At 73.4% G+C, this 22,698-nt stretch carries 25 protein-coding genes; 12 read left to right on the top strand and 13 right to left on the bottom strand.

From position 1 onward, the window contains the following. Positions 1-134: 134 nt before the first annotated feature. A complete protein-coding gene (locus ACVCAH_RS29190; RefSeq protein ID WP_447139440.1) occupies positions 135-980 on the bottom strand; it encodes a YcnI family protein in 846 nt (281 codons plus the stop codon). A gap of 291 nt (positions 981-1,271) precedes the next feature. On the opposite strand from ACVCAH_RS29190, the gene thrS reads away from it, so the two are divergent. After that, positions 1,272-3,278 (top strand): threonine--tRNA ligase, encoded by a 2,007-nt coding sequence (gene thrS, locus ACVCAH_RS29185; protein WP_447139439.1) that lies wholly within the window; start codon positions 1,272-1,274, stop codon positions 3,276-3,278. 45 nt (positions 3,279-3,323) lie between these two features. Here the strand turns inward: thrS and ACVCAH_RS29180 are convergent, their stop codons facing one another. Further along, positions 3,324-4,061, bottom strand: coding sequence for a D-Ala-D-Ala carboxypeptidase family metallohydrolase (locus tag ACVCAH_RS29180; RefSeq protein ID WP_447139438.1), 738 nt, complete (start codon positions 4,059-4,061; stop codon positions 3,324-3,326). Positions 4,062-4,232: 171 nt separating this feature from the next. Between ACVCAH_RS29180 and ACVCAH_RS29175 the strand changes: the two genes are divergently transcribed. Further along, positions 4,233-4,745, top strand: coding sequence for an HIT family protein (locus ACVCAH_RS29175; RefSeq protein ID WP_447139441.1), 513 nt, complete (start codon positions 4,233-4,235; stop codon positions 4,743-4,745). Positions 4,746-4,794: 49 nt separating this feature from the next. Next, entirely contained in the window at positions 4,795-5,853 is a 1,059-nt protein-coding gene (locus ACVCAH_RS29170) for an aldo/keto reductase (protein WP_447139437.1), read from the top strand. 183 nt (positions 5,854-6,036) lie between these two features. Here the strand turns inward: ACVCAH_RS29170 and ACVCAH_RS29165 are convergent, their stop codons facing one another. Further along, entirely contained in the window at positions 6,037-8,199 is a 2,163-nt protein-coding gene (locus ACVCAH_RS29165) for an elongation factor G-like protein EF-G2 (protein WP_447139436.1), read from the bottom strand. A gap of 241 nt (positions 8,200-8,440) precedes the next feature. Here ACVCAH_RS29165 and pgsA point away from each other — a divergent pair, with 241 nt between their 5' ends. From pgsA to ACVCAH_RS29130, 7 genes are all read left to right on the top strand, one after another. Continuing rightward, a complete protein-coding gene (gene pgsA, locus ACVCAH_RS29160; RefSeq protein ID WP_447139435.1) occupies positions 8,441-9,073 on the top strand; it encodes a phosphatidylinositol phosphate synthase in 633 nt (210 codons plus the stop codon). Further along, positions 9,070-10,002 (top strand): phosphatidylinositol mannoside acyltransferase, encoded by a 933-nt coding sequence (locus tag ACVCAH_RS29155; protein WP_447139434.1) that lies wholly within the window; start codon positions 9,070-9,072, stop codon positions 10,000-10,002. The genes pgsA and ACVCAH_RS29155 overlap by 4 nt, the downstream gene beginning before the upstream one ends. 71 nt (positions 10,003-10,073) lie before the next feature. After that, on the top strand, positions 10,074-11,234 hold the full coding sequence (locus ACVCAH_RS29150) for a glycosyltransferase family 4 protein (RefSeq protein WP_447139433.1): 1,161 nt from the start codon (positions 10,074-10,076) through the stop codon (positions 11,232-11,234). Between the two features lie 89 nt (positions 11,235-11,323). Next, entirely contained in the window at positions 11,324-11,818 is a 495-nt protein-coding gene (locus ACVCAH_RS29145) for a hypothetical protein (RefSeq protein ID WP_447139432.1), read from the top strand. A 232-nt stretch (positions 11,819-12,050) separates the two neighbouring features. Beyond that, a complete protein-coding gene (gene pdxS / locus ACVCAH_RS29140; RefSeq protein ID WP_447139431.1) occupies positions 12,051-12,965 on the top strand; it encodes a pyridoxal 5'-phosphate synthase lyase subunit PdxS in 915 nt (304 codons plus the stop codon). Positions 12,966-12,967: 2 nt separating this feature from the next. Beyond that, positions 12,968-13,570: a pyridoxal 5'-phosphate synthase glutaminase subunit PdxT gene (gene pdxT / locus ACVCAH_RS29135; protein WP_447139430.1), complete on the top strand. Its 603-nt coding sequence runs from the start codon at positions 12,968-12,970 to the stop codon at positions 13,568-13,570. A 298-nt stretch (positions 13,571-13,868) separates the two neighbouring features. Further along, a complete protein-coding gene (locus ACVCAH_RS29130; RefSeq protein WP_447139429.1) occupies positions 13,869-14,618 on the top strand; it encodes a YebC/PmpR family DNA-binding transcriptional regulator in 750 nt (249 codons plus the stop codon). Between the two features lie 97 nt (positions 14,619-14,715). Here ACVCAH_RS29130 and ACVCAH_RS29125 read toward each other — a convergent pair whose 3' ends face one another. The 5 genes from ACVCAH_RS29125 to ACVCAH_RS29105 all read right to left on the bottom strand — a co-directional run bounded on the left by ACVCAH_RS29125 (position 14,716) and on the right by ACVCAH_RS29105 (position 17,008). Next, positions 14,716-15,117 carry a hypothetical protein gene (locus ACVCAH_RS29125; RefSeq protein ID WP_447139428.1) on the bottom strand — a complete coding sequence of 134 codons (402 nt, stop codon included), beginning with the start codon at positions 15,115-15,117 and terminating at the stop codon, positions 14,716-14,718. Positions 15,118-15,200: 83 nt separating this feature from the next. Continuing rightward, the gene (locus tag ACVCAH_RS29120; RefSeq protein ID WP_447139427.1) at positions 15,201-15,683 is read right to left on the bottom strand and encodes a hypothetical protein; all 483 of its coding nucleotides are present in this window, start codon (positions 15,681-15,683) and stop codon (positions 15,201-15,203) included. A 9-nt stretch (positions 15,684-15,692) separates the two neighbouring features. Then, on the bottom strand, positions 15,693-16,184 hold the full coding sequence (locus ACVCAH_RS29115; protein WP_447139426.1) for a hypothetical protein: 492 nt from the start codon (positions 16,182-16,184) through the stop codon (positions 15,693-15,695). Continuing rightward, on the bottom strand, positions 16,177-16,671 hold the full coding sequence (locus ACVCAH_RS29110) for a WXG100-like domain-containing protein (protein WP_447139425.1): 495 nt from the start codon (positions 16,669-16,671) through the stop codon (positions 16,177-16,179). Before ACVCAH_RS29110 ends, ACVCAH_RS29115 begins: the two co-directional genes overlap by 8 nt. A 4-nt stretch (positions 16,672-16,675) precedes the next feature. Then, positions 16,676-17,008, bottom strand: coding sequence for a WXG100 family type VII secretion target (locus ACVCAH_RS29105; protein ID WP_447139424.1), 333 nt, complete (start codon positions 17,006-17,008; stop codon positions 16,676-16,678). A gap of 276 nt (positions 17,009-17,284) precedes the next feature. Between ACVCAH_RS29105 and ACVCAH_RS29100 the strand changes: the two genes are divergently transcribed. After that, positions 17,285-17,941, top strand: a complete 657-nt coding sequence (locus ACVCAH_RS29100; protein WP_447139423.1) for a DUF402 domain-containing protein — start codon at positions 17,285-17,287, stop codon at positions 17,939-17,941. 55 nt (positions 17,942-17,996) lie between these two features. Here ACVCAH_RS29100 and ACVCAH_RS29095 read toward each other — a convergent pair whose 3' ends face one another. The 4 genes from ACVCAH_RS29095 to ACVCAH_RS29080 all read right to left on the bottom strand — a co-directional run bounded on the left by ACVCAH_RS29095 (position 17,997) and on the right by ACVCAH_RS29080 (position 22,012). Beyond that, entirely contained in the window at positions 17,997-19,058 is a 1,062-nt protein-coding gene (locus ACVCAH_RS29095) for an ABC transporter permease (RefSeq protein ID WP_447139422.1), read from the bottom strand. Further along, positions 19,055-19,948, bottom strand: a complete 894-nt coding sequence (locus ACVCAH_RS29090; protein WP_447139421.1) for an ABC transporter ATP-binding protein — start codon at positions 19,946-19,948, stop codon at positions 19,055-19,057. Before ACVCAH_RS29090 ends, ACVCAH_RS29095 begins: the two co-directional genes overlap by 4 nt. Positions 19,949-20,030: 82 nt before the next feature. Further along, complete coding sequence (locus tag ACVCAH_RS29085; protein ID WP_447139420.1) at positions 20,031-20,735, bottom strand: response regulator; 705 nt, start codon at positions 20,733-20,735, stop codon at positions 20,031-20,033. After that, positions 20,732-22,012: a sensor histidine kinase gene (locus tag ACVCAH_RS29080; protein ID WP_447139419.1), complete on the bottom strand. Its 1,281-nt coding sequence runs from the start codon at positions 22,010-22,012 to the stop codon at positions 20,732-20,734. The genes ACVCAH_RS29085 and ACVCAH_RS29080 overlap by 4 nt, the downstream gene beginning before the upstream one ends. Positions 22,013-22,122: 110 nt before the next feature. Between ACVCAH_RS29080 and ACVCAH_RS29075 the strand changes: the two genes are divergently transcribed. After that, positions 22,123-22,317, top strand: coding sequence for a DUF397 domain-containing protein (locus ACVCAH_RS29075; protein ID WP_447139418.1), 195 nt, complete (start codon positions 22,123-22,125; stop codon positions 22,315-22,317). On the opposite strand, the gene ACVCAH_RS29070 is transcribed toward ACVCAH_RS29075, so the two are convergent. Then, complete coding sequence (locus ACVCAH_RS29070; RefSeq protein ID WP_447139417.1) at positions 22,307-22,690, bottom strand: DoxX family protein; 384 nt, start codon at positions 22,688-22,690, stop codon at positions 22,307-22,309. The two genes, ACVCAH_RS29075 and ACVCAH_RS29070, sit on opposite strands and share 11 nt — an antisense overlap. Positions 22,691-22,698: the final 8 nt, after the last annotated feature.

Raw genomic sequence — 22,698 nt, 5'->3', positions numbered from 1 at the left:
AAGCGTTACGTCGCCCGAGACCTCTACCGACGCCTCGAAAACCCACCCCAACCACTTGACGCGGCATAGGAGCGTCCCGTCACCCCCGTGGCGTCGGCACCGCTCACCGCCGGACCCGGCTGCGGCGCGGCGGTTCAGATCGGCGCGGAACCGCGCACGGCGCCGGCCGGCGCCGCCGCCCGGGTCTCCGCCGGGGTGGGCGGCTCCGCGTCGAGCACCGACCGGTCGACCGGTTCCGCCGGGTCGCGACGCCGCCACCGGCTCGCCAGCCAGCCGATCGCCGCTCCGCCGCCCAGCCCGGCGAGCAGCCCGGCCGCGAGCAGCGCGTCGGCGTTCCCGTCGCCGTCCGTCGCCGGGGCCCCGCCTTCGCCGGCCGCCCCCGGGGCCGCGCGCCCGGCGTCCGGGCCTCCGACCGGCGCCCCGTGCCCGCCGTGCCCGGCGACCGCACCGGCCGCCGGCGGCGACAGGGCCAGCACCGGCGCCCGGTGCACACCGGCCGGGTCGACCCAGCGCACCACCGTGCCGTCGGCGTACGTCTGGATCACCTGGAAGGTGAGCCGGTCGACCCGCGGCAGCGGCCCCATGGAGAGGGTGAGCCGGGCCGGCGCTGTGCCCGAGCCGGGCATCCTGGTCCAGGTCACCGCGCTGGTGACCGTGTCGATCCGCATCCCGTGCAGGCCGGTCATCGGCTGGTCCAGCTTCCGCGAGCTGATCCGGGGCGCCCAGCCGTCGACCGACATCGGGTACACCTCGGCGACCGGCGCGTCGGCCGGCAGCCGGACCTCGATCCGGTCGGTCCGGGTGCCGGGCCGCTCCTCGGGCACCACGAACTCCAGCTTCACCGCGTCGCCCTGCCGGGCCTGCGTCGGGTTGGTCGTCACGTCCGCCGCGTAGGCCGTGGCGGGCCAGGCCAGCACGCCGGCCGCGGCCAGGACGGCGAGCGCCCCGGCCCGGCGGCCCGCGCCGCGTGTCATCGCCATCTCGGGTCCCCATCCGTCTCCACGCGGCCGGCACCGGTCTCCGGCCACACCCGGTAGTTCGGATCGCGCGCGGGAAAGGTTCAACCGGCCCCGGGGCGGGTTCCGCCTCGCCGGACCGGGTGGTGGGCGACCGGGCGTCGGCCCGCTCGCGGGCGGGATCGGCCCGCCGCACCCCGGCTGGCGGGTGGCCCGGGCGGTGGGCGTCGCCGACCGTGCCGGCGGGCACGACCGATAGCATCGGCAGGAGCCGCGCGTCGGCGAGCATCCGTTCCGTCTGCTGGAGGAGTCACCGTGTCCGCACCCCGTACCCCCGCCGTGGCCGACCCCGTCGTCGTCACCGCCGGGACCACGGCGGCCGACGCGGTGGCCGCGGCCGGGCTGCCCGCGGCCGGCCCGAAGGCGATCGTCGTGGTCCGCGACCCGCAGGGCCAGCTGCACGACCTGGACTGGCAGCCGGCGGTCGACACCGAGGTGGAGCCGGTCAGCCTGGACTCCCCGGACGGGCTCAACGTGCTGCGGCACTCCACCGCGCACGTGCTCGCCCAGGCCGTGCAGGACGTCTTCCCGGAGGCCAAGCTCGGCATCGGCCCGCCGATCGAGAACGGCTTCTACTACGACTTCGCGGTCGACAAGCCGTTCCAGCCGGACGACCTGGCCCGGCTCGAGAAGCGGATGCAGGAGATCGTCAAGTCCGGCCAGCGGTTCCGCCGCCGGCGCTTCCGCAGCCTGGACGAGGCGAAGACCGAGCTGGCCGCCGAGCCGTTCAAGCTGGAGCTGATCGACGTCAAGGGCGAGGGGCTGGACTCCTCCGAGGTGATGGAGGTCGGCGGCGGCGAGCTGACCATCTACGACAACCTGGCCGCGAACGAGGACAAGGTCTGCTGGTCGGACCTGTGCCGCGGCCCGCACCTGCCGAACACCCGGCTGATCGGGGCGTTCAAGCTGATGCGCTCGGCCGCCGCGTACTGGCGCGGGTCGGAGAAGAACCCGCAGCTGCAGCGGGTGTACGGCACCGCCTGGCCGACCCGGGACGAGCTGAAGGCGTACCTGAAGCTGCTCGAGGAGGCCGCCCGGCGCGACCACCGCAAGCTCGGCGCGGACCTCGACCTGTTCAGCTTCCCCGACGAGATCGGCTCCGGCCTGGCCGTCTTCCACCCCAAGGGCGGCATCATCCGCCGGGAGATGGAGAACTACTCGCGCCGCCGGCACGAGGACGCGGGCTACGAGTTCGTCAACACCCCGCACATCACCAAGGCGCAGCTCTTCGAGACCTCCGGCCACCTGCCGTACTACGCGGACACCATGTTCCCGCCGATGCAGCTGGAGGGCGCCGACTACTACCTCAAGGCGATGAACTGCCCGATGCACAACCTGATCTTCAGGGCGCGCGGGCGGTCCTACCGGGAGCTGCCGCTGCGGCTGTTCGAGTTCGGCACCGTCTACCGGTACGAGAAGTCCGGTGTGGTGCACGGGCTGACCCGGGTGCGCGGCCTGACCCAGGACGACTCGCACATCTACTGCACCCGCGAGCAGATGGCCGGTGAACTCACCACCCTGCTGTCGTTCGTGCTGGACCTGCTCCGCGACTACGGCCTGGACGACTTCTACCTGGAGCTGTCCACCCGCGACGACTCGCCGAAGTTCATCGGGTCGGACGAGGACTGGGCCGAGGCGACCGAGGCGCTGCGCACCGCCGCCGAGCAGTCCGGGCTGGACCTGGTGCCCGACCCGGGCGGCGCGGCCTTCTACGGCCCGAAGATCTCGGTGCAGGCCAAGGACGCCATCGGTCGGACCTGGCAGATGTCCACTATCCAGGTCGACTTCAACCAGCCGGAGCGGTTCGGGCTGGAGTACCAGGCCGCCGACGGCAGTCGGCAGCGGCCCGTGATGATCCACCGGGCGCTGTTCGGCTCGATCGAGCGCTTCTTCGGCGTGCTCACCGAGCACTACGCGGGCGCCTTCCCGGCCTGGCTGGCCCCGGTGCAGGTGGTCGGCATCCCGATCCGCGAGGACCACACCGACTACCTGCACGGCTTCGTCGCCGCGTTGCGTACCGAAGGGATCCGCGCCCAGGTGGACGCGGGTGACGACCGGATGCAGAAGAAGATCCGGACCGCGCAGCAGCAGAAGATCCCGTTCATGGTGATCGCCGGCGACGACGACGTGGCGGCCGGCACCGTCTCGTTCCGCTACCGGGACGGCTCCCAGCGCAACGGGGTGCCGATCGCCGACGCGGTGGCCCACGTACTGGACGTGGTCGGCTCGCGGACCAACATCGGCCCGTCCGCCCAGCAGTGACCGGGGGTGCCCCCGCCGCGCCACGGCGCGACGGGGGCACCGGTGTCAGATCCCGCAGTTCGGTGCGGACCAGGTCCGGGTCGACTTGTGCGCGACGTGGGTGTGGTCGTTGTGCCCGGGGTAGCCGGGGCCGAGGATCTCGTTGAAGCCGTGGTTGCGGGCCTGCTGGGCCAGCCGGCACAGCGAGTGCGGGCCGGCGCCGAGGTCGACGGCGTCGCCGTAGAGGTGCCGGCTGGTCGACGACCCGCCGACCGCGCTGTTGCAGGCGTAGCTGCGGAACGCGCTGGTCACGATGATCTGCTGGTCGCCGAGCGCGTGCCGCATGGCCTGGAGCTTCCACATCGAGACGCGGGCGTTGAACCGGGCCGTGCTGGCCGACACCGCGCCGCCGGACCAGTCGCTGTTGCAGTCGTTGAACTCGGCGTAGCTGAAGTTGACGGGCGTGCAGTCGTCGTCCTGCAGGGCGTAGATCTTGTTGAAGGTCTGCGGCCCGGCGATGCCGTCCGCGCTCAACCCGTACGCCTGCTGGAAGCGGATCACCGCGGACCGGGTGGCCGGGCCGTACGCGCCGTCGAGGCCGAGCACGGCGCCGTAGCCGGGGTAGCCGGCGACCCGGATCTGGAGTTGCCGGACGTCCTCGCCGGACATCCCCTGGGACAGCGTGCGTCCCCACGTGTAGCAGCCGTCGGCGTGCGCCGCGCCGGGGGCGAGGGTGACGCCGACCACCGTGGTGGCGGCGGCCAGCGCGAGCGCCGCGAAGAACCTGCCGAGCCGTCGGATCATGGAGCCCTCCATCGGTAAATGGAAGTACCTAGATGCATGGAATTTTCAGACCTAGATATCGATCCGTCAATAACTTGCAGGTCCGAGTTCCCACCGGCGGGCGTCGCCGCCCGCCGGCCGGGTCCGTAGGATCGGCTTGTGACTGGGGCGGAGCGGCACACGGACAGCGGCATGGCCGACGGCCTGGAGCGGCTCTGGACGCCGCACCGGATGACCTACATCTCCGGCGAGGACCGGCCCGAGGGCGGCTACGAGAAGCCCGCCGGCTGCCCGTTCTGCCTGGCCCCCGGCCGGCCGCCGGAGGAGAGCCTGGTGGTGGCGCGGGGCGAGCACGTCTTCGTGGTGCTCAACCTCTACCCGTACAACCCCGGCCACCTGCTGGTCTGCCCCTACCGGCACGTCGCCGACTACACCGACCTGGACGCGGCGGAGACCGTCGAGCTGGCGACCTACACGCAGACCGCGATGCGGGTGATCCGCAAGGTCAGCAACGCGCACGGGTTCAACCTCGGGATGAACCAGGGTGGGGTGGCCGGTGCCGGGATCGCCGCGCACCTGCACCAGCACGTGGTGCCGCGCTGGGGCGGGGACGCCAACTTCATGCCGGTGATCGGGCGCACCAAGGTGCTGCCGCAACTGCTCGGCGACACCCGCGACCTGCTGTCCCGCGCCTGGCCGAGCTGAATCGGCCGGCTGCCACCCGCCGGCCGCCGGCGGGTGGCACGATCTGGCGATGGCAGTCAGCACGCGGACGTTGGGCCGCAGCGGCATCGAGGTCAGTGCCCTCGGCATGGGGTGCTGGGCGATCGGTGGCCCGTGGGCCGAGGGCACCCAGCCGCTGGGCTGGGGCGCGGTCGACGACGAGGAGTCGGTACGCGCGGTGCGGCGCGCGCTCGACCTCGGCGTCACCCTCTTCGACACCGCCGACACCTACGGGGCGGGACACAGCGAGCGGATCCTCGGCCGCGCGCTCGCCGGCCGGCGGGACGCGGCGGTGATCGCCACCAAGTGGGGCTACACCTTCGACGAGGCGACCCGGCAGGCGACCGGTGTGGACGCCTCCCCGGAGTACCTGCGGCGGGCGGTGCGGGACTCGCTGCGCCGGCTGGACACCGACCGGATCGATCTCTACCAGCTGCACCTGGCCGACCTGCCGGTGCCCCGGGCCGAGGCGCTGGTCGGCACGCTCGAGGAGCTGGTCGCGGACGGCCTGATCCGGGCGTACGGCTGGAGCACCGACCGCCCCGACCGGGCGGCCGCGTTCGGTCCCGGCGCCCCGCACGCCACCGCCGTGCAGCACGCCCTCTCGGTGCTCCGGGACGCCCCCGAGCTGCTCGCCGTCTGCGACAAGTACGACCTGGCCAGCGTCGTCCGGGGACCGCTCGGGATGGGCCTGCTCACCGGCAAGTACACCGCCGGTTCCACGCTGCCCCGCGACGACGTGCGCGGCGTCGCGCCGGGCTGGCTGGAGTGGTTCCGCGGCGGCCGGCCGGCCCCGGAGTGGCTGCGCCGGGTCGGCGCGGTGCGGGCGGCGCTGACCGGGGACGGGCGCACCCTGGCCCAGGGCGCGCTCGGCTGGATCTGGGCGCGCAGCGGCCGGAGCGTGCCGATCCCGGGCTGCCGTACTGTCGCCCAGGTCGAGGAGAACGCGGCCGCCCTGCGCTGGGGCCCGCTGCCGCCGGACCAGTTCGCCGAGGTGGAGCGCCAGCTCGCCGCGCTCCGGTCGGCGGCGCTGCGCTCCGCCGACCGCCCCTACTGGCCCAGCCCCACCCTCCCCGCCACCCACCCGTAGCCCCGGGCCCCGCCCGCCCCCGCACGAACCGCCCCACCGGACCGCCGACGGCAGGAGCCGCGGAGGCCGCAACTTCGGGGAAAGTGGGGCCTCCTCTCGGCGTGAGGCCGCAACTTCGGGGAAACTGCGGGCTCAGCCCGGCCCTCGGTCCGACCGGCGAGGGCGGGCGGCGGAGGGATGGGGTCAGGTGCGGTTGGCGTGTTCCTTGCGGACCTGGTCGGCCAGGTGGGTGGGCATCGGCTCGTAGCGGGCGAACTGGCGGCGGAAGGTGCCGGTGCCCGAGGTCATCGAGCGCAGCTCGACGGCGTACCGGAGCAGCTCGGTGGCGGGCACCTCGGCGCGGACCAGGGTGCGCCCCTCGCCGTCCGGCTCCGGTTCGGTGCCGAGCACCCGGCCGCGCCGGCCGGACAGGTCGCCCATCACGGCGCCGACCGCCGAGTCGGGCACCCGGATGACCACCTCGTCGACCGGTTCCAGCAGCGCCGGCTGGGCCTTCTCGGCGGCGTCCTTGAGGGCCAGCGCGCCGGCGGTCTGGAACGCCGCGTCGGAGGAGTCGACGCTGTGCGCCTTGCCGTCGAAGAGCGTCACCCGCAGGTCGACCACCGGGTAGCCGGCCACCAGGCCCCGCTCCATCTGGGCGCGTACCCCCTTCTCGACCGAGGGGATGTAGTTGTGCGGCACCGCGCCGCCGACCACCCGGTCGACGAACTCGAAGCCGGCGCCGCGCGGCAATGGCTCCACCTCGATGTCGCAGACGGCGTACTGGCCGTGCCCACCGGACTGCTTGACGTGCCGGCCGTGCCCCTTGGCCGCCGCGGTCAGCGTCTCCCGCAGCGCCACCCGGACCGGCTCGGTCTCCAGCTCGACGCCGCCGGCGCGGAGCCGGTCCAGCACCACGTCGGCGTGCGCCTCGCCCATGCACCAGAGCACCAGCTGGTGGGTCTCTGGGTTGCGGTCCAGCCGCATGGTCGGGTCGCCGGCGACCAGCCGGGCCAGGTTGCGGGCCAGCGCGTCCTCGTCGGCCCGGCTCTTGGCGACTATCGCCACCGGCAGCAGCGGCTCGGGCATCTCCCAGGGGGCGATCAGCAGCGGCTCGTCCTTGGCCGAGACGGTGTCGCCGGTCTCCGCGCTGCCGGACTTGGTGATCGCGCAGATGTCGCCGGCCACGCAGCTGGCCACCTCGCGCAGGGTGGCGCCCAGCGGGGTGTAGATGTGCCCGACCCGCTCGTCGGCGTCGTGGTCGGGGTGGCCGCGCTCGGCCATGCCGTGCCCGGAGACGTGCACCGTCTGCTCCGGGCGCAGGGTGCCGGAGAAGACCCGGACCAGGGAGACCCGGCCGACGTGCCGGTCGATGGTGGTCTTGACCACCTCGGCCACCAGCGGGCCGTCCGGGTCGCAGGCCAGCGGCGGGCGGGGGGAGCCGTCCACCCCGGTCACCGCCGGCAGTTCGTGCTCCAGCGGCGACGGGAAGCCGGCGGTGAGCACCTCCAGCAGCGCGTCCAGCCCGACCCCGGTCTCCGCGCAGACCGGCACGACGGGATAGAAGTGGCCGCGGGCGACCGCCTTCTCCAGGTCCTCGATGAGGATGTCCGTGCCGATCTCCTCGCCGCCGAGGTAGCGGTCCATCAGGGACTCGTCCTCGCTCTCGGCGATGATCCCCTCGATCAGCTCGTTGCGGGACTCGGCGATCGCCGGCAGGTGCTCCGGGTCCGGGTCGCGGACCACCGGCGGGTGGCCGGCGGTGTAGTCGAAGACCCGGCGGGTGATCAGGCCGAGCAGGCCGACGGTGGAGACGCCGTCGTCGCCGAGCATCGGCAGGTAGAGCGGGAGCACGTTGTCGCCGAACACCCGCTGGCACAGCGCCACCGCCTCGTCGAAGTCGGCGCGCGGGTGGTCGAGCCGGGAGACGGCGACCGCCCGGGGCATGTCGACCGCCGCGCACTCCTCCCACAGGGCGGCGGTGGCCGCGTCCATCCCGTCGGCGGCCGACACCACGAAGAGCGCGGCGTCGGCGGCCCGCAGGCCGGCGCGCAGCTCGCCGACGAAGTCGGCGTAGCCGGGGGTGTCCAGCAGGTTGACCTTGATGCCGTCGTGCAGCAGCGGCGCGCAGGCCAGGCTCACCGAGCGCTGCTGGCGTACCGCCGCCGGGTCGTGGTCGCAGACCGTGGTGCCGTCGGTGACGGTGCCGGCCCGGTTGATCGTGCCGCTCGCCGCGAGCAGCGCCTCGACCAGGGTCGTCTTGCCCGCGCCCGAGTGCCCGACGAGCACCACGTTGCGGACCCTGCCGGGCTCGGTCACCACCGGCGCGCCGCCGGTGATCCCCTTCTCCTGATTCTTCTGCGCCATGGGGCGCACCTCCCTCAGCCGGTGGTGGTGGCGACCGCCGCGCGCGACGGGGAAGCGGCCCGGGTCGGGTCCCGCGGCGATATCCTCCGCTGTCTGCTGGATTCCGGGTACGTGACGGGCGGGCGGGTGAGCTGGCTCACCTCCCCGCTCGATCTCACACCCGATGCCCGGTCGGCACAAGGGCGGCTCGCCTGACCGGCCGTAGAGCCGGCCCTGGCCGGACCGTTATCGTGGGACCGCCATGGCGAAGATCTTCCAAGTGTCGGCCCGCGCGGGGATGACCCGCGTCGTCGAGCCGGTCGCACGCGGCCTGCTCCGAGCGGGCGTAACCCCCAACGCGGTCACCGTGACGGGCACCCTCGGGGTGCTCGTCGGTGCACTCGGCTTCGGTGCCCGCGGTCATCTGGTCGCCGGGGCCCTGATCGTCACCCTCTTCGCGCTCACCGACCTGCTCGACGGGACGATGGCCCGGATGAGCGGCGGCTCCACCCGGTTCGGCGCGTTCCTCGACTCGAGCATGGACCGGATCGCCGACAGCGCGGTGTTCGGCGCGGTGGCGTACTGGCTCGCCACCGAGCACCAGTACACCGGGGTGGCCGCCGCGCTGCTCTGCCTGGCCGCCGGCAGCCTGGTCTCCTACGTCAAGGCGCGCGCCGAAGGGCTCGGCATGACCTGCAACGTGGGCATCGCCGAGCGCACCGAGCGGCTGCTGATCGTCGGCGTCGGCGGCCTGCTCACCGGCCTCGGCCTCGACCCGGCCCTGGAGATCGCGCTCTGGCTGCTCGCCGCCGTGTCGATCTTCACCGTCGGGCAGCGGATGCTGCACGTGTACCGGCAGACACAGCGGATCCACACCCCGGACGGAAATCGGTGAATCTCACCGAGCTCGGCTACGTCGCCGGTTGGCGGGTGATCCGCGCGCTGCCGCGGCCCGTCGTGGCCGTGGCGTTCCGGGCCGGCGCGGACCGCGCCCACCGCCGGGGCGGCGGCGGTACGGCCCGACTGCGGGCGAACCTGCGCCGGGTGGTCGGCCCGGACCTGCCCGACGCCGAGCTGGACGAGCTGGTACGGGCGGGCCTGCGCTCGTATGCCCGGTACTGGCTGGAGGCGTTCCGGCTGCCGGCGTTGAGCCGCCAGCAGATCCTGGCCGGGTTCCGGCTGGACGGCGAGGAACTGCTCGCCGCCGACGTGGCCGCCGGCCGGGGCGCGGTGGTGGCGCTGCCGCACGCCGGCAACTGGGACGCCGCCGGCGCCTGGGTCGCGGCCACCGGCTGGCCGATCACCACCGTCGCCGAGCGGCTCAAGCCGGAGGGCGTCTACGAGCGGTTCCTCGCCTTCCGAAAGAGCCTGGGCATGGAGATCCTGCCCACCCACGGCGGCGAGCGGCCCGCGTTCGACGTGCTGGTGGACCGGCTGCGGGCCGGGGCGGTGGTGCCGCTGCTGGCCGACCGGGACCTCTCCGCCCGCGGGGTGGAGGTCGACTTCTTCGGCGCCCGGACCCGGATGCCGGCCGGGCCGGCCCTGCTCGCGCTGCGCACCGGGGCGCCGCTCTACGTCGCCTCGATGTGGTACGAACCGGATGCGGCGCGTGCGTCGTTGGCGGGCCCGCTGCCGGTGCCCGGCTCCGAGGAGGGCCCGCTCGACGAGCGGGTCCGGTCGTTGACCCAGCGGATCGCGGACGGTCTGGCGGCGGGTATCGCCCGGCATCCGGAAGACTGGCACATGTTGCAACGGATGTGGCTGGACCAACGCGGTCCAGTCGACGGCGCGGCCCTGCGCTCGCCGGCCACCGGACAGCTCTGAGGGAGAGGCAGCGGTGAGCGCGAGGAGTGCGGCGGAGCGGGGCCTGGCAGTCGCGAACAAAGGGCGTTGACGTGCGGATCGGCATCGTGTGTCCGTACTCGTTCGACGTGCCCGGTGGGGTGCAGAACCACGTCATGGACCTGGCCGAGGCGCTGATCGGGCTCGGCCACCAGGTGAGCGTCCTCGCCCCGGCCGACGAGGACTCGCCGCTGCCGCCGTACGTGGTGCCGGCCGGGCGGGCCGTGCCGCTGCCGTACAACGGCTCGGTGGCCCGGATCGCCTTCGGGCCGGTCTCCACCGCCCGGGTGCGGCGCTGGATCACCCGGGGCGAGTTCGACGTGCTGCACGTGCACGAGCCGCTCACGCTCAGCCTCTCGCTGCTCGCCGTGCTCTCCGCCCGGGGGCCGGTGGTGGCCACCTTCCACACCGCGATGACCCGGTCCCGGGCGCTGGCCGCCGCGCAGGGCGTGCTCCAGATCGTGCTGGAGCGGATCACCGCCCGGATCGCGGTCAGCGCGCTGGCCCGCAAGGTGCAGGTCGAGCACATGGACGGCGGGGCGGTGGAGATTCCCAACGGGGTGGCCGTCGCCAAGTTCACCGACGCCGAGCCGCTGCCCGGCTGGCCGGGGGAGTGCGCGCCGGGGGAGGGCGGCTCGATCGGCTTCCTGGGTCGGTTCACCGAGGCCCGCAAGGGCTTCCCGGTGCTCCGCGACGCCTTCGTCCAGCTGGCCGGTGAACGCCCCGGGTTGCGGCTGCTGGTGGCCGGGCCGGGCGACCCGGACGACCTGTACGACCGGTTCCCGGCCGGGCTGCGCGACCGGGTGACCTTCCTGGGACTGGTCTCCGAGGAGGACAAGGCGCGGATGCTGCGCAGCGTGCACCTCTACGTGGCGCCGAACACCGGCGGGGAGTCGTTCGGCATGATCCTCACCGAGGCGCTGGCGGCCGGCACCACCGTGGTGGCGAGCGACCTCGACGCGTTCCGCCGGGTGCTCGACGGCGGCCGGGCGGGGCGGCTCTTCCCGACCGGGGACCCGGCCGCGTTGCGTGCCGCGCTCACCGAGCTGCTCGACGACCCGAGGCAGCGGGCCGAGCTGACCGCCTGCGGCGACCAGGTGGTGGCGAATTTCGACTGGCCTGTGGTTGCCCGCCGGGTTCTGGAGGTATACGCAGCGGCGATCGAGGCCACCGACGGGCGGGTCATCGACACGGAATGGGTGGGGCTGGGCTGACCGCGGTGGTGGGTGGTGCGAGAGTGACCGGTCTGTCGGGCCGGTGACGGCCGGAGGCGACCGAACGGAGCAGCACTACGATGCCGGGCATGTGGTGGGTGGTGGGCACGACCCTGGTCGTCGGGCTGGTCGCGACGTACCTGATCTGGACCGCCGGCCGGGTCGAGCGGCTGCAGGAGCGCGCGGAGCTCGCCGCCCGCGCGCTCGACGCCCACCTGCTGCGCCGGGCCGCGGCCGCCGCGGTGCTGGCCGAGCGGCGCTACGGCGTCGAGCTGTACGCGGCGGCACGGATCGCCCTGGACGCCCGCCCGGACGAACGGGAGGCCGCCGAGAACGACCTCACCCGGCAGTTGCGGGCGGTCCAGCTCGACCCCACCGATCCGGACTGCGAGGCGGTGATCGCCGCCAGCCGCCGGCTGGCCCTGGCCCGGCAGGTGCACACCGACCTGGTCCGGGACGCCCGCTCCGCCCGCAGCCGGCCACTGGTGCGGTTGTTGCGGATGGGGCGCCGGCACGCCTGGCCCCGCTACTTCGACATCGACGACCCCACGCTCACCGTCCCCGCCGACGTTCCGGCCGGCTGATCCGGGACCGCTCGGACGGCGTTGTCCGGCGGGACCACGGGCTGCGCCATCCCCTACCTGTTCGCGCCCTGTGGAGCTGATGTCGTAAACGAGTAGTCCGGGCTCCGTCGGCGGCGGGTGATGGGTGCCACATCGCAGGCCACCGTGGGTCTGATTGGCTGTCGGAGCGGCGTTGACCCCGGCGTAGCATTTCCGCTGCCACCCCCCGAGCACGCCTGAGGAGCGATAACCCGTGCCCGACACCACTTCCCAGCACACCAGCGCCCCCGTCGTCGGCACCGCGCGCGTCAAGCGCGGCATGGCCGAGATGCTCAAGGGCGGCGTGATCATGGACGTGGTCAACGCCGAGCAGGCCAAGATCGCCGAGGACGCCGGCGCCGTCGCGGTGATGGCGCTCGAGCGGGTGCCGGCCGACATCCGTGCCCAGGGCGGGGTGTCCCGGATGAGCGACCCGGACATGATCGACGGCATCATCAACGCCGTCTCCATCCCGGTGATGGCCAAGGCCCGGATCGGCCACTTCGTGGAGGCCCAGATCCTGCAGTCGCTCGGCGTCGACTACGTCGACGAGTCCGAGGTGCTGACCCCGGCCGACTACGAGAACCACATCGACAAGTGGGCGTTCACCGTCCCGTTCGTCTGCGGCGCGACCAACCTGGGCGAGGCGCTGCGCCGGATCACCGAGGGCGCCGCCATGATCCGCTCCAAGGGCGAGGCCGGCACCGGTGACGTCTCCAACGCCACCACCCACATGCGGAAGATCCGCCAGGAGATCCGCCGGCTGCAGTCGCTGCCGGAGGACGAGCTGTACGTCGCGGCCAAGGAGCTGCAGGCGCCGTACGAGCTGGTCAAGGAGGTCGCCCAGAGCGGCAAGCTGCCGGTGGTGCTGTTCACCGCGGGCGGGATCGCCACCCCGGCCGATGCCGCCATGATGATGCAGCTCGGCGCGGAGGGCGTCTTCGTCGGCTCGGGCATCTTCAAGTCCGGCAACCCGGCCCAGCGCGCCGCCGCGATCGTGAAGGCCACCACCTTCCACGACGACCCGGACGTGCTGGCCAAGGTCTCCCGCGGCCTCGGCGAGGCGATGGTCGGCATCAACGTCGACGACATCCCGCAGCCGCACCGGCTGGCCGAGCGGGGCTGGTGACCATGAGCGGGCCCACCATCGGTGTGCTCGCCCTGCAGGGCGACGTGCGCGAGCACGTCGCGGCCCTGACCGGGGCGGGCGCGGACGCCTGCCCGGTCCGCCGGCCCGAGGAACTGGACGCGGTGCACGGGCTGGTCATCCCCGGCGGGGAGTCCACCACGATCAGCAAGCTGGCCGACATCTTCGAGCTGCGCGAGCCGATCGACAAGCGGATCGCCGCCGGCCTGCCGGTCTACGGCTCCTGCGCCGGGATGATCATGCTGGCGCGGGAGGTGCTGGACGGCCGGCCCGACCAGCGCGGCTTCGACGGCATCTCGATGACCGTGCGGCGCAACGCGTTCGGCCGGCAGGTGGACTCGTTCGAGGCGCCGGTGGCGGTCACCGGCGTCGAGGGCGGCCCGTTCCACGCGGTGTTCATCCGGGCGCCGTGGGTGGAGCGGGTCGGCGACGGGGTCGAGGTGCTCGGCACGGTGACCGAGGGTCCGGCCGCCGGGCGGATCGTGGCGGTGCGGCAGGGCAACCTGCTGGCCACCTCGTTCCACCCCGAGCTCACCGGCGACCTCCGGCTGCACCGCTACTTCGTGGATCTCGTCCGCGCCGCCTGACCGGCGACGGTCTGCGCGAGCAGAGAACGGGGCGCCCTCCCGACCGGGAGGGCGCCCCGGTTCGCGGGGCATGAATTCCGGCCGCCGGTCGTTGTCCCTCATGGCCCGGTCGACCGACGCCGCCCCGGGCCGGGTGTGACATGCCGGGGGAGCGCCTCGGTAGGATTGCCGCAGTTCGGCAGGGCCGTCCCCCGCCGCGGCATCTCCCGCGGAGCCGACCGGCCGCCGGATCGCCGGATGCGGCGCGGGATCGGTGCGGCAGTCGACGCAGGCGTGGAATGACAGACGGAGGTAGCAGATGTCCGGCCACTCAAAGTGGGCGACCACCAAGCACAAGAAGGCCGTCATCGACGCCAAGCGCGGCAAGATGTTCGCCAAGCTGATCAAGAATGTCGAGGTGGCGGCGCGGACCGGCGGCGGCGACCCGGCCGGTAACCCGACGCTCTACGACGCCATCCAGAAGGCGAAGAAGAACTCGGTCCCGAACGACAACATCGACCGTGCGGTCAAGCGCGGCTCCGGCCTGGAGGCCGGCGGCGCCGACTACCAGACGATCATGTACGAGGGCTACGGCCCGAACGGCGTCGCGCTGCTCATTGAGTGCCTGACCGACAACCGCAACCGCGCCGCGACCGAGGTGCGCACCGCGCTGACCCGCAACGGCGGCTCCTTCGCCGACGCCGGCTCGGTGTCCTACATGTTCTCCCGCAAGGGTGTGGTGATCGTGCCGAAGGCCGGCACCACCGAGGACGACGTGATGATGGCCGTCCTGGACGCCGGCGCCGAGGAGGTCAACGACCTGGGCGAGGCGTTCGAGGTGGTCTCCGAGCCGGGTGACCTGATCGCGGTGCGCAGCGCGCTGCAGGAGGCTGGCATCGAGTACGAGTCGGCCGAGTCGTCGCTGATCCCGAGCGTCAACGTCCCGCTGGACGAGGACGGCGCGCGGAAGATCTTCAAGCTGATCGACGTGCTGGAGGACTGCGACGACGTGCAGAACGTCTACGCGAACTTCGACGTCAGCGACGAGATCATGGCCGCGGTCGGCTGAGGTCGCTGGTGGTCCGTCGAGCCGACCAGGCGTCGGCTCGGCGCGGTCTCTCCGTACCTGCCGCGTCACCGTCGCCCTACTGAACCAGCCGCCGCTTTCAGTCGCGTCTCGTACGTTCGGCGATGGCCGGCAGGGCGCATACGAACGAGGCGAGGCTCTTGTACGGTTCACCGTCGAGAACTCGCGCGGCCAGCCCGAACGGGAACCCCGTCACGCCGAGCGCCGAGACCGCTGGGACGCCCGCCGACGTTTCGTGCGCGACCCACTCGCCGCCGTAGGCCCGGATGGCCACTTCCCCGGTGTAGGCGCCGATCAACCGCCACCACAGGCCGAGGCGCTCCTCGGCCAGCGGCCCGTCGGCGAGCAGGTCGGCGCACACCTCGTCGAGCGTCGACAGGCTCTCCGGTGACCAGTCCAGTCGGCGGCCGAACTGCCGGAACACCAGGTCCGCGCATTCGTCGGCGAGGGCGTGCAGATAAGTCGGGTCCGGCGCACTCATGGTTGACGATCCTCGCACAGTGCACACGCCCCTTCCGGCTCGCGGAAGTCTGAGCGCAGGCCGGGACGGTAACCCGGAGGGGGTCAGGCGGGCGGGCCGACCAGGCTCGGGAACGGGAAGTCGAGGTCGAACTTCTCGTTGTTGCGCGCGTCGCGGTAGACCCACTGCCGGGGGCTTACCTGCTCCGCCGTCGACCCCCGGGTCCAGCCGCGCAGCCCGGCGTAGCTGACCGCCACGCCACCGAAGTTGTCACCGAACCACAGCTCCACCCGGTGCCGGTCGGGCCCGATCTCGCGCTGCTGGATGTCCTGCACGACCATGCCGCCCGGGCCGATGCCGTGGTACGTCTCCTGGAAGTGCTGGTACGGCGCGTGGTCGCCGGCCAGGCGTTCGAACTCGACCTGTTCGAAGACGAACGCGGCGAACTCCCGGATGCTGCCAGGCGACTTCAGCGGGAACTCGGTGACCAGGGTGAACGTCGCGCGCTGCGGGTCGTACACGTAGGAGAAGACGAGGGCCTCCATGATGTGGTTGAGCGCCCCGCGCGGGTCGCGCATCGGTTCCACGGTTTCTCCTTACGGGTACGGGCCTTCGTACATGATGTGCGTCTTCTCGGCGAACAGCGGATCGTTCTTGTCGACGATGTTGCCGTCCTGATCGAGGAAGAGGTTATCGGCCGGGCTGTTGCCGGACTGGGCGGACTGCCAGCGGAGATAGCCGTTCGCCTGGCGGCTCCACTGGCTGGCACTGGGGTTGTCGCCGGTGGGCCGCATGAAGCGCAGCCGCTCGACGCCGTTCTCGTCCTTCCAGATGAAGCCCTCGTTGTTGCGGGTCGGGGTCTCGGTCCAGTTGCGCGGGCGTTGTGCGCGCAGCGACCGGATGGAGATGCCGCGCAGCGACCGGACCGGGAACGGGGTGGCGTTGGGATGCCGCAGCCGGTCGCGGGGAAGGCCGAGGTTCCTCAGGTCCTGGCCGGGGCGAAGCAGGTCGCCGACCGGCCCGAAGATGCCCCGGGCGAAGCCGCCGCGCCCCTGTCGCCGGAGCCGGCGCAGCTTTCCCTTACCCATTGAGCACCGCGTCGATGGCGAGATTGAGCAACTGGTCGATGACCAACGAGGTGATCATCTTGAAGATCGGGATCTGGGCCAGCGACGCGCCGAAGGTCGGTGCGGCGGTGGCGATGGCCTGCGCGATCTGGATCGCCAGGAGGACCAGCTGCACCATCACGTTGATCTTCAGGACGAGGACCACGCCGGCGGTGAGGAAGAGCCCCACCGCGACACCCTGGGCGGCGCTGACGCCGTCGGTGAGGTTCGCTATCGGCGCCTCCTGGCCGCTCCACCGCTGCTGGAACGCCGCGACCGCCTGGCCGGTGTTGGCGGCCCAGACCGACTCGCCGGCCTGCTGCGCCACGGCGCCGACCGTCTGCACGGTCGCGGCCAGGCTGAGCCAGTGCTGGCCCAGCTCGAAGAGCTTCTCCTCGTCGGCCTCCGGCCAGCTGTAGCCGAGCATCCCCAGCAGCGAGACGAGTTCACCGGGAAGTTGCAGCCCCATCGCGTCACCCGCCCAACGCCTGGCCGATCTTCCGCAGGCCGGCCTCGACCTGCTGATCGGCCTCCTCGAACGCGTCGGCCATGGTGTGCAGGCCGGCGGCGAACTGCCCGAGCACCTCGCCGTTGCTCTCGAAGCAGCTCATGGCCAGGTCGTGGATGCCGAGGTACAGCTCGCCGATCAGGGTACCGAGGTCGTCGCCGCCCCACGGCTCGCCGAGCCCCTGCACCGTGCTCTCGAACTGCTCCAGGACCTCGGCCATCCGGTCGACCGACCGGTCGAGCGACTCCGCGCTGGCCCGCAGCGCCTCGGGATCCACCTGGAAGCCGGACGTCGACATGCTCGCCTCCGTACTCGTGGGCGGGCTTGCGGAGCCGATGCTAGCCGTCCGGGTCCACTGTGGGATGTCCCGTGCGGGACTTCTGTCCGACTCGCGACCCCGACCTTGCCCACTGCCCGCGTCCGTGATCCAGCGCGGGGAGGCCGTCGAGCGGTGCGTCGCCCCCGACCGCCACGGCCCCGCACGTTGCTGGCAGGCCGCCCCCCGGGCCGTGGCGGTTCGAGGACTTCACCGCCCACCCGATGCCGAGTCGAGAGGCTTGCCTAGGCTGGGCGGATGGAGCTGAGCGGTGGTGCGGGGGACAGCGCTGGTCAGGTGGTCGACGGGCGCCGGTTCGCGCCCGGTGACGTGGTGGTCCGGCGGGAGATCCTGCTCGGCGAGGTCTGGTTCGGCTGCCCGACCATCTGCGTGGAGGACACGCCCGACCTGCTCGCGCTCTACCTGCCGCCGGGCGCCGAGTTCGGCTTCCCCCGACGCGGCGTCTTTCCGGCCGGTCGGCACCCGTGGGAGGCCGCCGGCCACCGGGCCTGGAGCGGGCACGGCAAGCTGATGCTGCAACGCCCCGGCGAGGCACACTCGCTGGACGTTTTCTGGACCGGCCCGGACCGCGCCTTCGCCGGCTGGTACTTCAACCTCCAGGACCCGTTCCGGCGTACCCCGATCGGGGTGGACACCCTGGACCACGAGCTGGACCTGTGGTGGCCGGCGGACGCCGAGCGCTACGTCTGGAAGGACGTGGAGATGTTCGCCCAGCGCCTCGAGGAGGGGCGCTACCCGGGGATGGCGGACGCCATCCAGGCCGAGGGCGACCGGATCGCCGCCCTGTTGGACGCGGGGGAGCACTGGTGGGACGAGAGTTGGGCCTCCTGGAAGCCCGACCCGGCCTGGCCGGCGCCCCGGCTGCCCGCCGGCTGGGACACCGTCCCCGGCTGACCCGCCCGACCCGGCCGCCCGGCCCGGCCGAGCGACCGGGCCGGGCGGCCGGCGGTCAGCCCACGGTCTCCCGGGAGCGCCAGGCGGCCCGGACCGAGGTGCGGCCGTTGGTGCGCAGCAGCGACCCCTCGTACACCCTCGCCCCGGCGGCCAGGAACGCGGCGGCCGCCACCAGCAGCAGGGCCAGCGACACCAGCGGCTCCCAGCCGGCCGCGTCGGCGGTGAACAGCCGCAGCGGCATCGCCGTCGGCGCGGAGAACGGCAGGTAGGACAGCACCCGCATGGCCGTCGCGTTGTCGTTCAGAAAGATCACCGCGAAGAACGGCAGCATCACCGCGAGCTGCACCGGCATCGACACGCCGGCGATGTCCTCCTGCCGGTTGACCAGGGCCCCGGCCGCCGCCCACATCGCCGCGATCAGCACGAACCCGAGCAGGAAGAACGGTACGAACCAGCCGATCGCCGGCCCGAGCAGTACGAGCAGCCCGCCGCTGTCGACGAACCGCATGCCGACGACGGTGACCAGGGCGATCAGCGCGATCTGCCCGAGCGCCAGCACCGTGCCGGCGAGCAGTTTGCCGGCCAGCAGCGCGCGGACCGGCACCGCGGCCACCAGGATCTCCACCACCCGGGTCTGCTTCTCCTCCACCACGCTCTGCGCGATCTGCACGCCGAAGGTCTGCGAGGTGACGAAGAAGACGAACGCGAAGGCGAACGGCACCAGGAACGCCACCACCGGGTCCACCGCGTCCGGGTCCAGCAGCCGGACCGCGGGTTGGCTGCTCAGCGCCGCCACCACGTCGTCGGGCGCCTCGTCCATCGCCAGCACGGCCGGCCCGGCGACCACGGCGGCGTCCACGTCGCCGTCCCGGACGGCCTGCTCGGCGGCCCGGTCGTCGGCGACCGTCCGCACCTCCAGACCGGCGTCGCGCAGCGGCCCGGCCGCCGCCTCGGTCACCGCCACACTCGACGGGCCGCCGGAGAGCAGCGGCGGCAGGATCGTCGCCGCCGCGGCGATGAGCAGGAAGAACAGGGTGCTGAACAGGAACGTGCGGTCGCGCAGCTTGACCCGGATCTCCCGGGCGGCGACCAGGCGGGTGGCCTGCGTGGTGTTCACTGGGCGACCTCTCGGAAGATCTCGGTGAGGGAGGGGCTGACCGGGCGGAACGCGCGGACCGGGCCGCGGGCGAGCGCCGCGTGCAGCACCGGCTGCTCGTCGGCGCCGGGGGCGAGGTCGAACACCGCGCGGGCGCCGTCCAGGTCGACCAGGGTCACCCCGGGCTGGTCCCGCAGCCAGCCGGCGTCGGTCGCCACCACCAGCTCGAACCGGGGCGAGGTGTACGTCCGGCGCAGCTCGTCCCGGCTGCCGGCGGCCCGGATCAGCCCGCCCGCGATGATCACTAGGTCGTCGCAGAGCCGCTCCACCACGTCGAGCTGGTGGCTGGAGAAGAGCACCGGCACGCCGGCCGCGGCCCGCTCCCGCAGCACGCCGACGACCGTGTCCACGGCGAGCGGGTCGAGGCCGGAGAACGGCTCGTCGAGCACCAGCACCTCGGGGTCGTGCACCAGCGCGGCGGCGATCTGCGCGCGCTGCTGGTTGCCCAGCGACAGCGTCTCCAGCAGGTCGTCGGCGCGCTCGGCCAGGCCGACCCGCTCCAGCAGCGCGTCGGTGTTGCGCCGCGCCGCCGCCGCGGTCATCCCGTGCAGCCGGCCCAGGTAGGCCACCTGCTCTCGGGCGCTCATCTTCGGGTAGAGGCCGCGTTCCTCCGGCATGTAGCCGAAGCGCCCGCGGACCTCCCGGGTCAGCGGCACGCCCTCCCAGCTGACCTCGCCGGCGTCCGGGGCGAGCACCCCGAGGATGATCCGCATGGAGGTGGTCTTGCCGGCGCCGTTGCCGCCGACGAAGCCGGTCATCCGGCCGGCGACCACGTCGAAGGACACGTTCTGGAGCACCTGACGGTCGCCGAAGCTGCGGTCGACCCCGTCGAGGCGGAGCACGTTCGTCACGGCGACCACGCTAGATCGACACGCGTCGGCCGCCGTCCGCCCGCCGGGGGAACCTCCGGGTCCGCCTCGCGGCGGAGGCCGGTCACCCGCCGGGCCGCACCACCCCGTGCTCGTACGCGAAGACCACCGCCTGCACCCGGTCGCGCAGCCCGAGCTTGGCCAGCACCCGGCTGACGTGCGTCTTCACCGTCGCCTCGCCCAGGTGCAGTTCGGCGGCGATCTCGGCGTTGCTGGCGCCCCGGGCGACCAGTACCAGCACCTCCCGTTCGCGGGGGGTGAGTTCCCGCAGCGCCGCCTCCGGCGAGATGCCCGCGCCGGCCGCGTCGCCGGGCCGGGCGAAGGTGGCGATCACCCGCCGGGTCAGTTCCGGGGCGAGCAGCCCGTCGCCGCGGGCGAGCACCCGGATCGCCTCGACCAGGTCCTCCGGCGTGCCGTTCTTCAGCAGGAAGCCGCTGGCCCCGGCGCGCAGCGCGGCGAACAGGTAGTCGTCCCGGTCGAAGGTGGTGAGGATCAGCACCGCCGGCCCGCCCGGCCCGTCGGAGTCGGCGGTGATCCGCCGGGTGGCCGCCAGCCCGTCGACGCCGGGCATCTCCACGTCCATCAGCACCACGTCCGGGCGCAGCGCCCGGGCCATGCCGACCGCCCGCTCACCGTCCGCGGCCTCGCCGACCACCTCGATGTCGTCCTCCACCTCGAGGATGACCCGGAAGCCGGTGCGGACCAGGTGCTGGTCGTCGGCGAGCAGCACCCGGATCGGCCGGTCCGCTGCGGGCGCGTCGGCGCTCACGCCGGACGCTCCGCCGGCACCGGGAGCGGGAAGCGGGCGCGCACCCGCCAGCCGCCGTGGTCGCGCGGGCCGACCTCGAGCGCGCCGCCGTGCGTGGCGACCCGCTCGCGCATGCCGATCAGGCCCAGCCCGTCGGCGTTCGCCGGCCGGCTGGCCCGTCCGTCGTCGGTCACGTCGACCTCCACCTCGTGTGCCAGGTAACGGATCCGTACGTCCAGCACGGTCGCCCCGGTGGCGTGCTTGAGCGCGTTCGTGACGGCCTCCTGGGCCACCCGGTACGCGGCCTGGGACACCGATTCCGGCAGCGGCGCCGGTTCCCCGTACACCCCCAGGGTGGCCCGCAGTCCGGCCTCGCGGGCGCGGGCGACCACGGCCGGGACCTGGTCGATCCCGGCGGGGCCGGGCTGTTCGGCGGGGCCGGCGTCCCGGGCGCGCAGCAGGCCGAGCATCCGGCGCAGCTCGTCGACCGCCGTGCGGGCGGTCTCCTCGATCGCGGTCAGTGCCGCGCGGGCCTTCACCGGGTCCTTGTCGAAGACCCGCCGGGCGGCGGACGCCTGCACGCCCATCACCGACACGTGGTGGGCCACCACGTCGTGCAGCTCCCGGGCGATGCGGACCCGCTCGCCGACCACGGCGTGCTCGCGGACTTCGGCCTGCGAGCGGCGCAGCTGCTCGGCCTGCTCGGCCAGCTCGTGCTGGCGCCGGGCGGCCAGCCACGCGGTCTCGCCGAAGAAGTACGCGAAGCCGAAGTACAGCCCGTTGACCAGCACCCCGCTGACGATCGCGGCGAGCACCGGGGGCACCGGCCCGACCGCGCGGGCGAAGGCGTCCGGCGGGATGCTGCCGATGGTGGTCGCGTAGTAGACCCCGAGCCAGACGAACATGACGGCGATGACGCCGATCCGCAGCCGCCGGGACAGCCGACGGTCCCGCCCCCAGGCGCCGAGGGTGTAGAGGGCGGCGAACAGCGCCCACGACGACAGCTGCGTCTCCGGTGCGGAGCGCGCCTGCGCGGCGATGAACGCGGCCGAGATGACCAGCGTGACGGCGACGGGGAAGCGGCGCCGCCAGATCAGCGGCAGGGTCACCGCGACGGTCCAGACGACCTGCTCCGGGCCGGACGGCGGGGGCCCGAGCAGGAACGCTCCGGTGCTGCGGGCCAGGGTGAGGCTGAACAGCGCCAGGACCGTGGCGGCCAGCCCGACGTAGACGTCGAACCGCTGCTGCTCCGGGGTGGGTCCCGGTCGCCGCCAGTCGTCGCCCGTCTCGGTGGTCACCCTGGTGAGGATCTCATCCCGCCGGCCGCCACCGGTCAGGCACCCGGCCGGGTCGGCCCGCTCCGGCCCAGCACCGCCAGGCCGGCCGCGCGGCGACCAACCTGGCCGGCGTGGCCGGCGTACGCGACAGCAAGGGCCGTGGCGGACCGGTGCTGGCCTTCGGCCCGACGGCCTGGACCGGCTTCCTCGCCGCGGCCATCACCGGCGCGCTGGGCCCGCGGCGACCGGTAGTCCCGACCCCGGACGTGCGGCGTCGGGCCGCCCCGGGCAGGGGCGGCCCGACGCCGCGGCGGGTCAGCCGGTGAAGGACTCGGGGCCGAAGCGGCCCCACGCCACGAAGACGGCCAGGGCGAGATAGACCAGGTCGGGCACGATCGTCGCCCGCTCGCCACGGCGGAGGCGCATGGTCGCCGCGCCGGCGAACAGCAACGCCACACAGGTGGCGGTCACGGGCACCAGCACCGGCGCGATGTCGAGTACGGCGGGCAGGATCAGGCCCGCCGCAGCCAGCAGCTCGAGGGCTCCGATGGCCCGGAGGGCGCCGGGGCTGAAGTCCAGGACCCATTCCCCGGCGTGGCCCACGGAGGCGATCTTCTCCCTGGGCACGAACATTTTGGACGTGCTGACCAGGAGGACCGCGGCGAGCAGTCCGGTGACGATCCACAGCGCGAGGTTCATCAGCATCT

It is taken from the genome of Micromonospora sp. LZ34 (assembly GCF_052981855.1).
Note: the sequence above shows the minus strand (reverse complement) of the source record. Positions and strands in the feature narration are given on the sequence as shown.

Excerpts from the sequence above, each read along its gene's own strand:
- ACVCAH_RS29110 (WP_447139425.1), bottom strand. The coding sequence starts at position 16,671 with ATGGGGCTGCAACTTCCCGGTGAACTCGTCTCGCTGCTGGGGATGCTC.
- pgsA (WP_447139435.1), top strand. The coding sequence starts at position 8,441 with ATGGCGAAGATCTTCCAAGTGTCGGCCCGCGCGGGGATGACCCGCGTC.
- ACVCAH_RS29145 (WP_447139432.1), top strand. The coding sequence starts at position 11,324 with ATGTGGTGGGTGGTGGGCACGACCCTGGTCGTCGGGCTGGTCGCGACG.
- ACVCAH_RS29105 (WP_447139424.1), bottom strand. The coding sequence starts at position 17,008 with ATGTCGACGTCCGGCTTCCAGGTGGATCCCGAGGCGCTGCGGGCCAGC.
- ACVCAH_RS29100 (WP_447139423.1), top strand. The coding sequence starts at position 17,285 with ATGGAGCTGAGCGGTGGTGCGGGGGACAGCGCTGGTCAGGTGGTCGAC.
- ACVCAH_RS29190 (WP_447139440.1), bottom strand. The coding sequence starts at position 980 with ATGGCGATGACACGCGGCGCGGGCCGCCGGGCCGGGGCGCTCGCCGTC.
- ACVCAH_RS29165 (WP_447139436.1), bottom strand. The coding sequence starts at position 8,199 with ATGGCGCAGAAGAATCAGGAGAAGGGGATCACCGGCGGCGCGCCGGTG.
- ACVCAH_RS29180 (WP_447139438.1), bottom strand. The coding sequence starts at position 4,061 with ATGATCCGACGGCTCGGCAGGTTCTTCGCGGCGCTCGCGCTGGCCGCC.
- ACVCAH_RS29115 (WP_447139426.1), bottom strand. The coding sequence starts at position 16,184 with ATGGGTAAGGGAAAGCTGCGCCGGCTCCGGCGACAGGGGCGCGGCGGC.
- ACVCAH_RS29130 (WP_447139429.1), top strand. The coding sequence starts at position 13,869 with ATGTCCGGCCACTCAAAGTGGGCGACCACCAAGCACAAGAAGGCCGTC.
- ACVCAH_RS29125 (WP_447139428.1), bottom strand. The coding sequence starts at position 15,117 with ATGAGTGCGCCGGACCCGACTTATCTGCACGCCCTCGCCGACGAATGC.
- pdxT (WP_447139430.1), top strand. The coding sequence starts at position 12,968 with ATGAGCGGGCCCACCATCGGTGTGCTCGCCCTGCAGGGCGACGTGCGC.
- ACVCAH_RS29070 (WP_447139417.1), bottom strand. The coding sequence starts at position 22,690 with ATGAACCTCGCGCTGTGGATCGTCACCGGACTGCTCGCCGCGGTCCTC.
- ACVCAH_RS29175 (WP_447139441.1), top strand. The coding sequence starts at position 4,233 with ATGGCCGACGGCCTGGAGCGGCTCTGGACGCCGCACCGGATGACCTAC.
- ACVCAH_RS29170 (WP_447139437.1), top strand. The coding sequence starts at position 4,795 with ATGGCAGTCAGCACGCGGACGTTGGGCCGCAGCGGCATCGAGGTCAGT.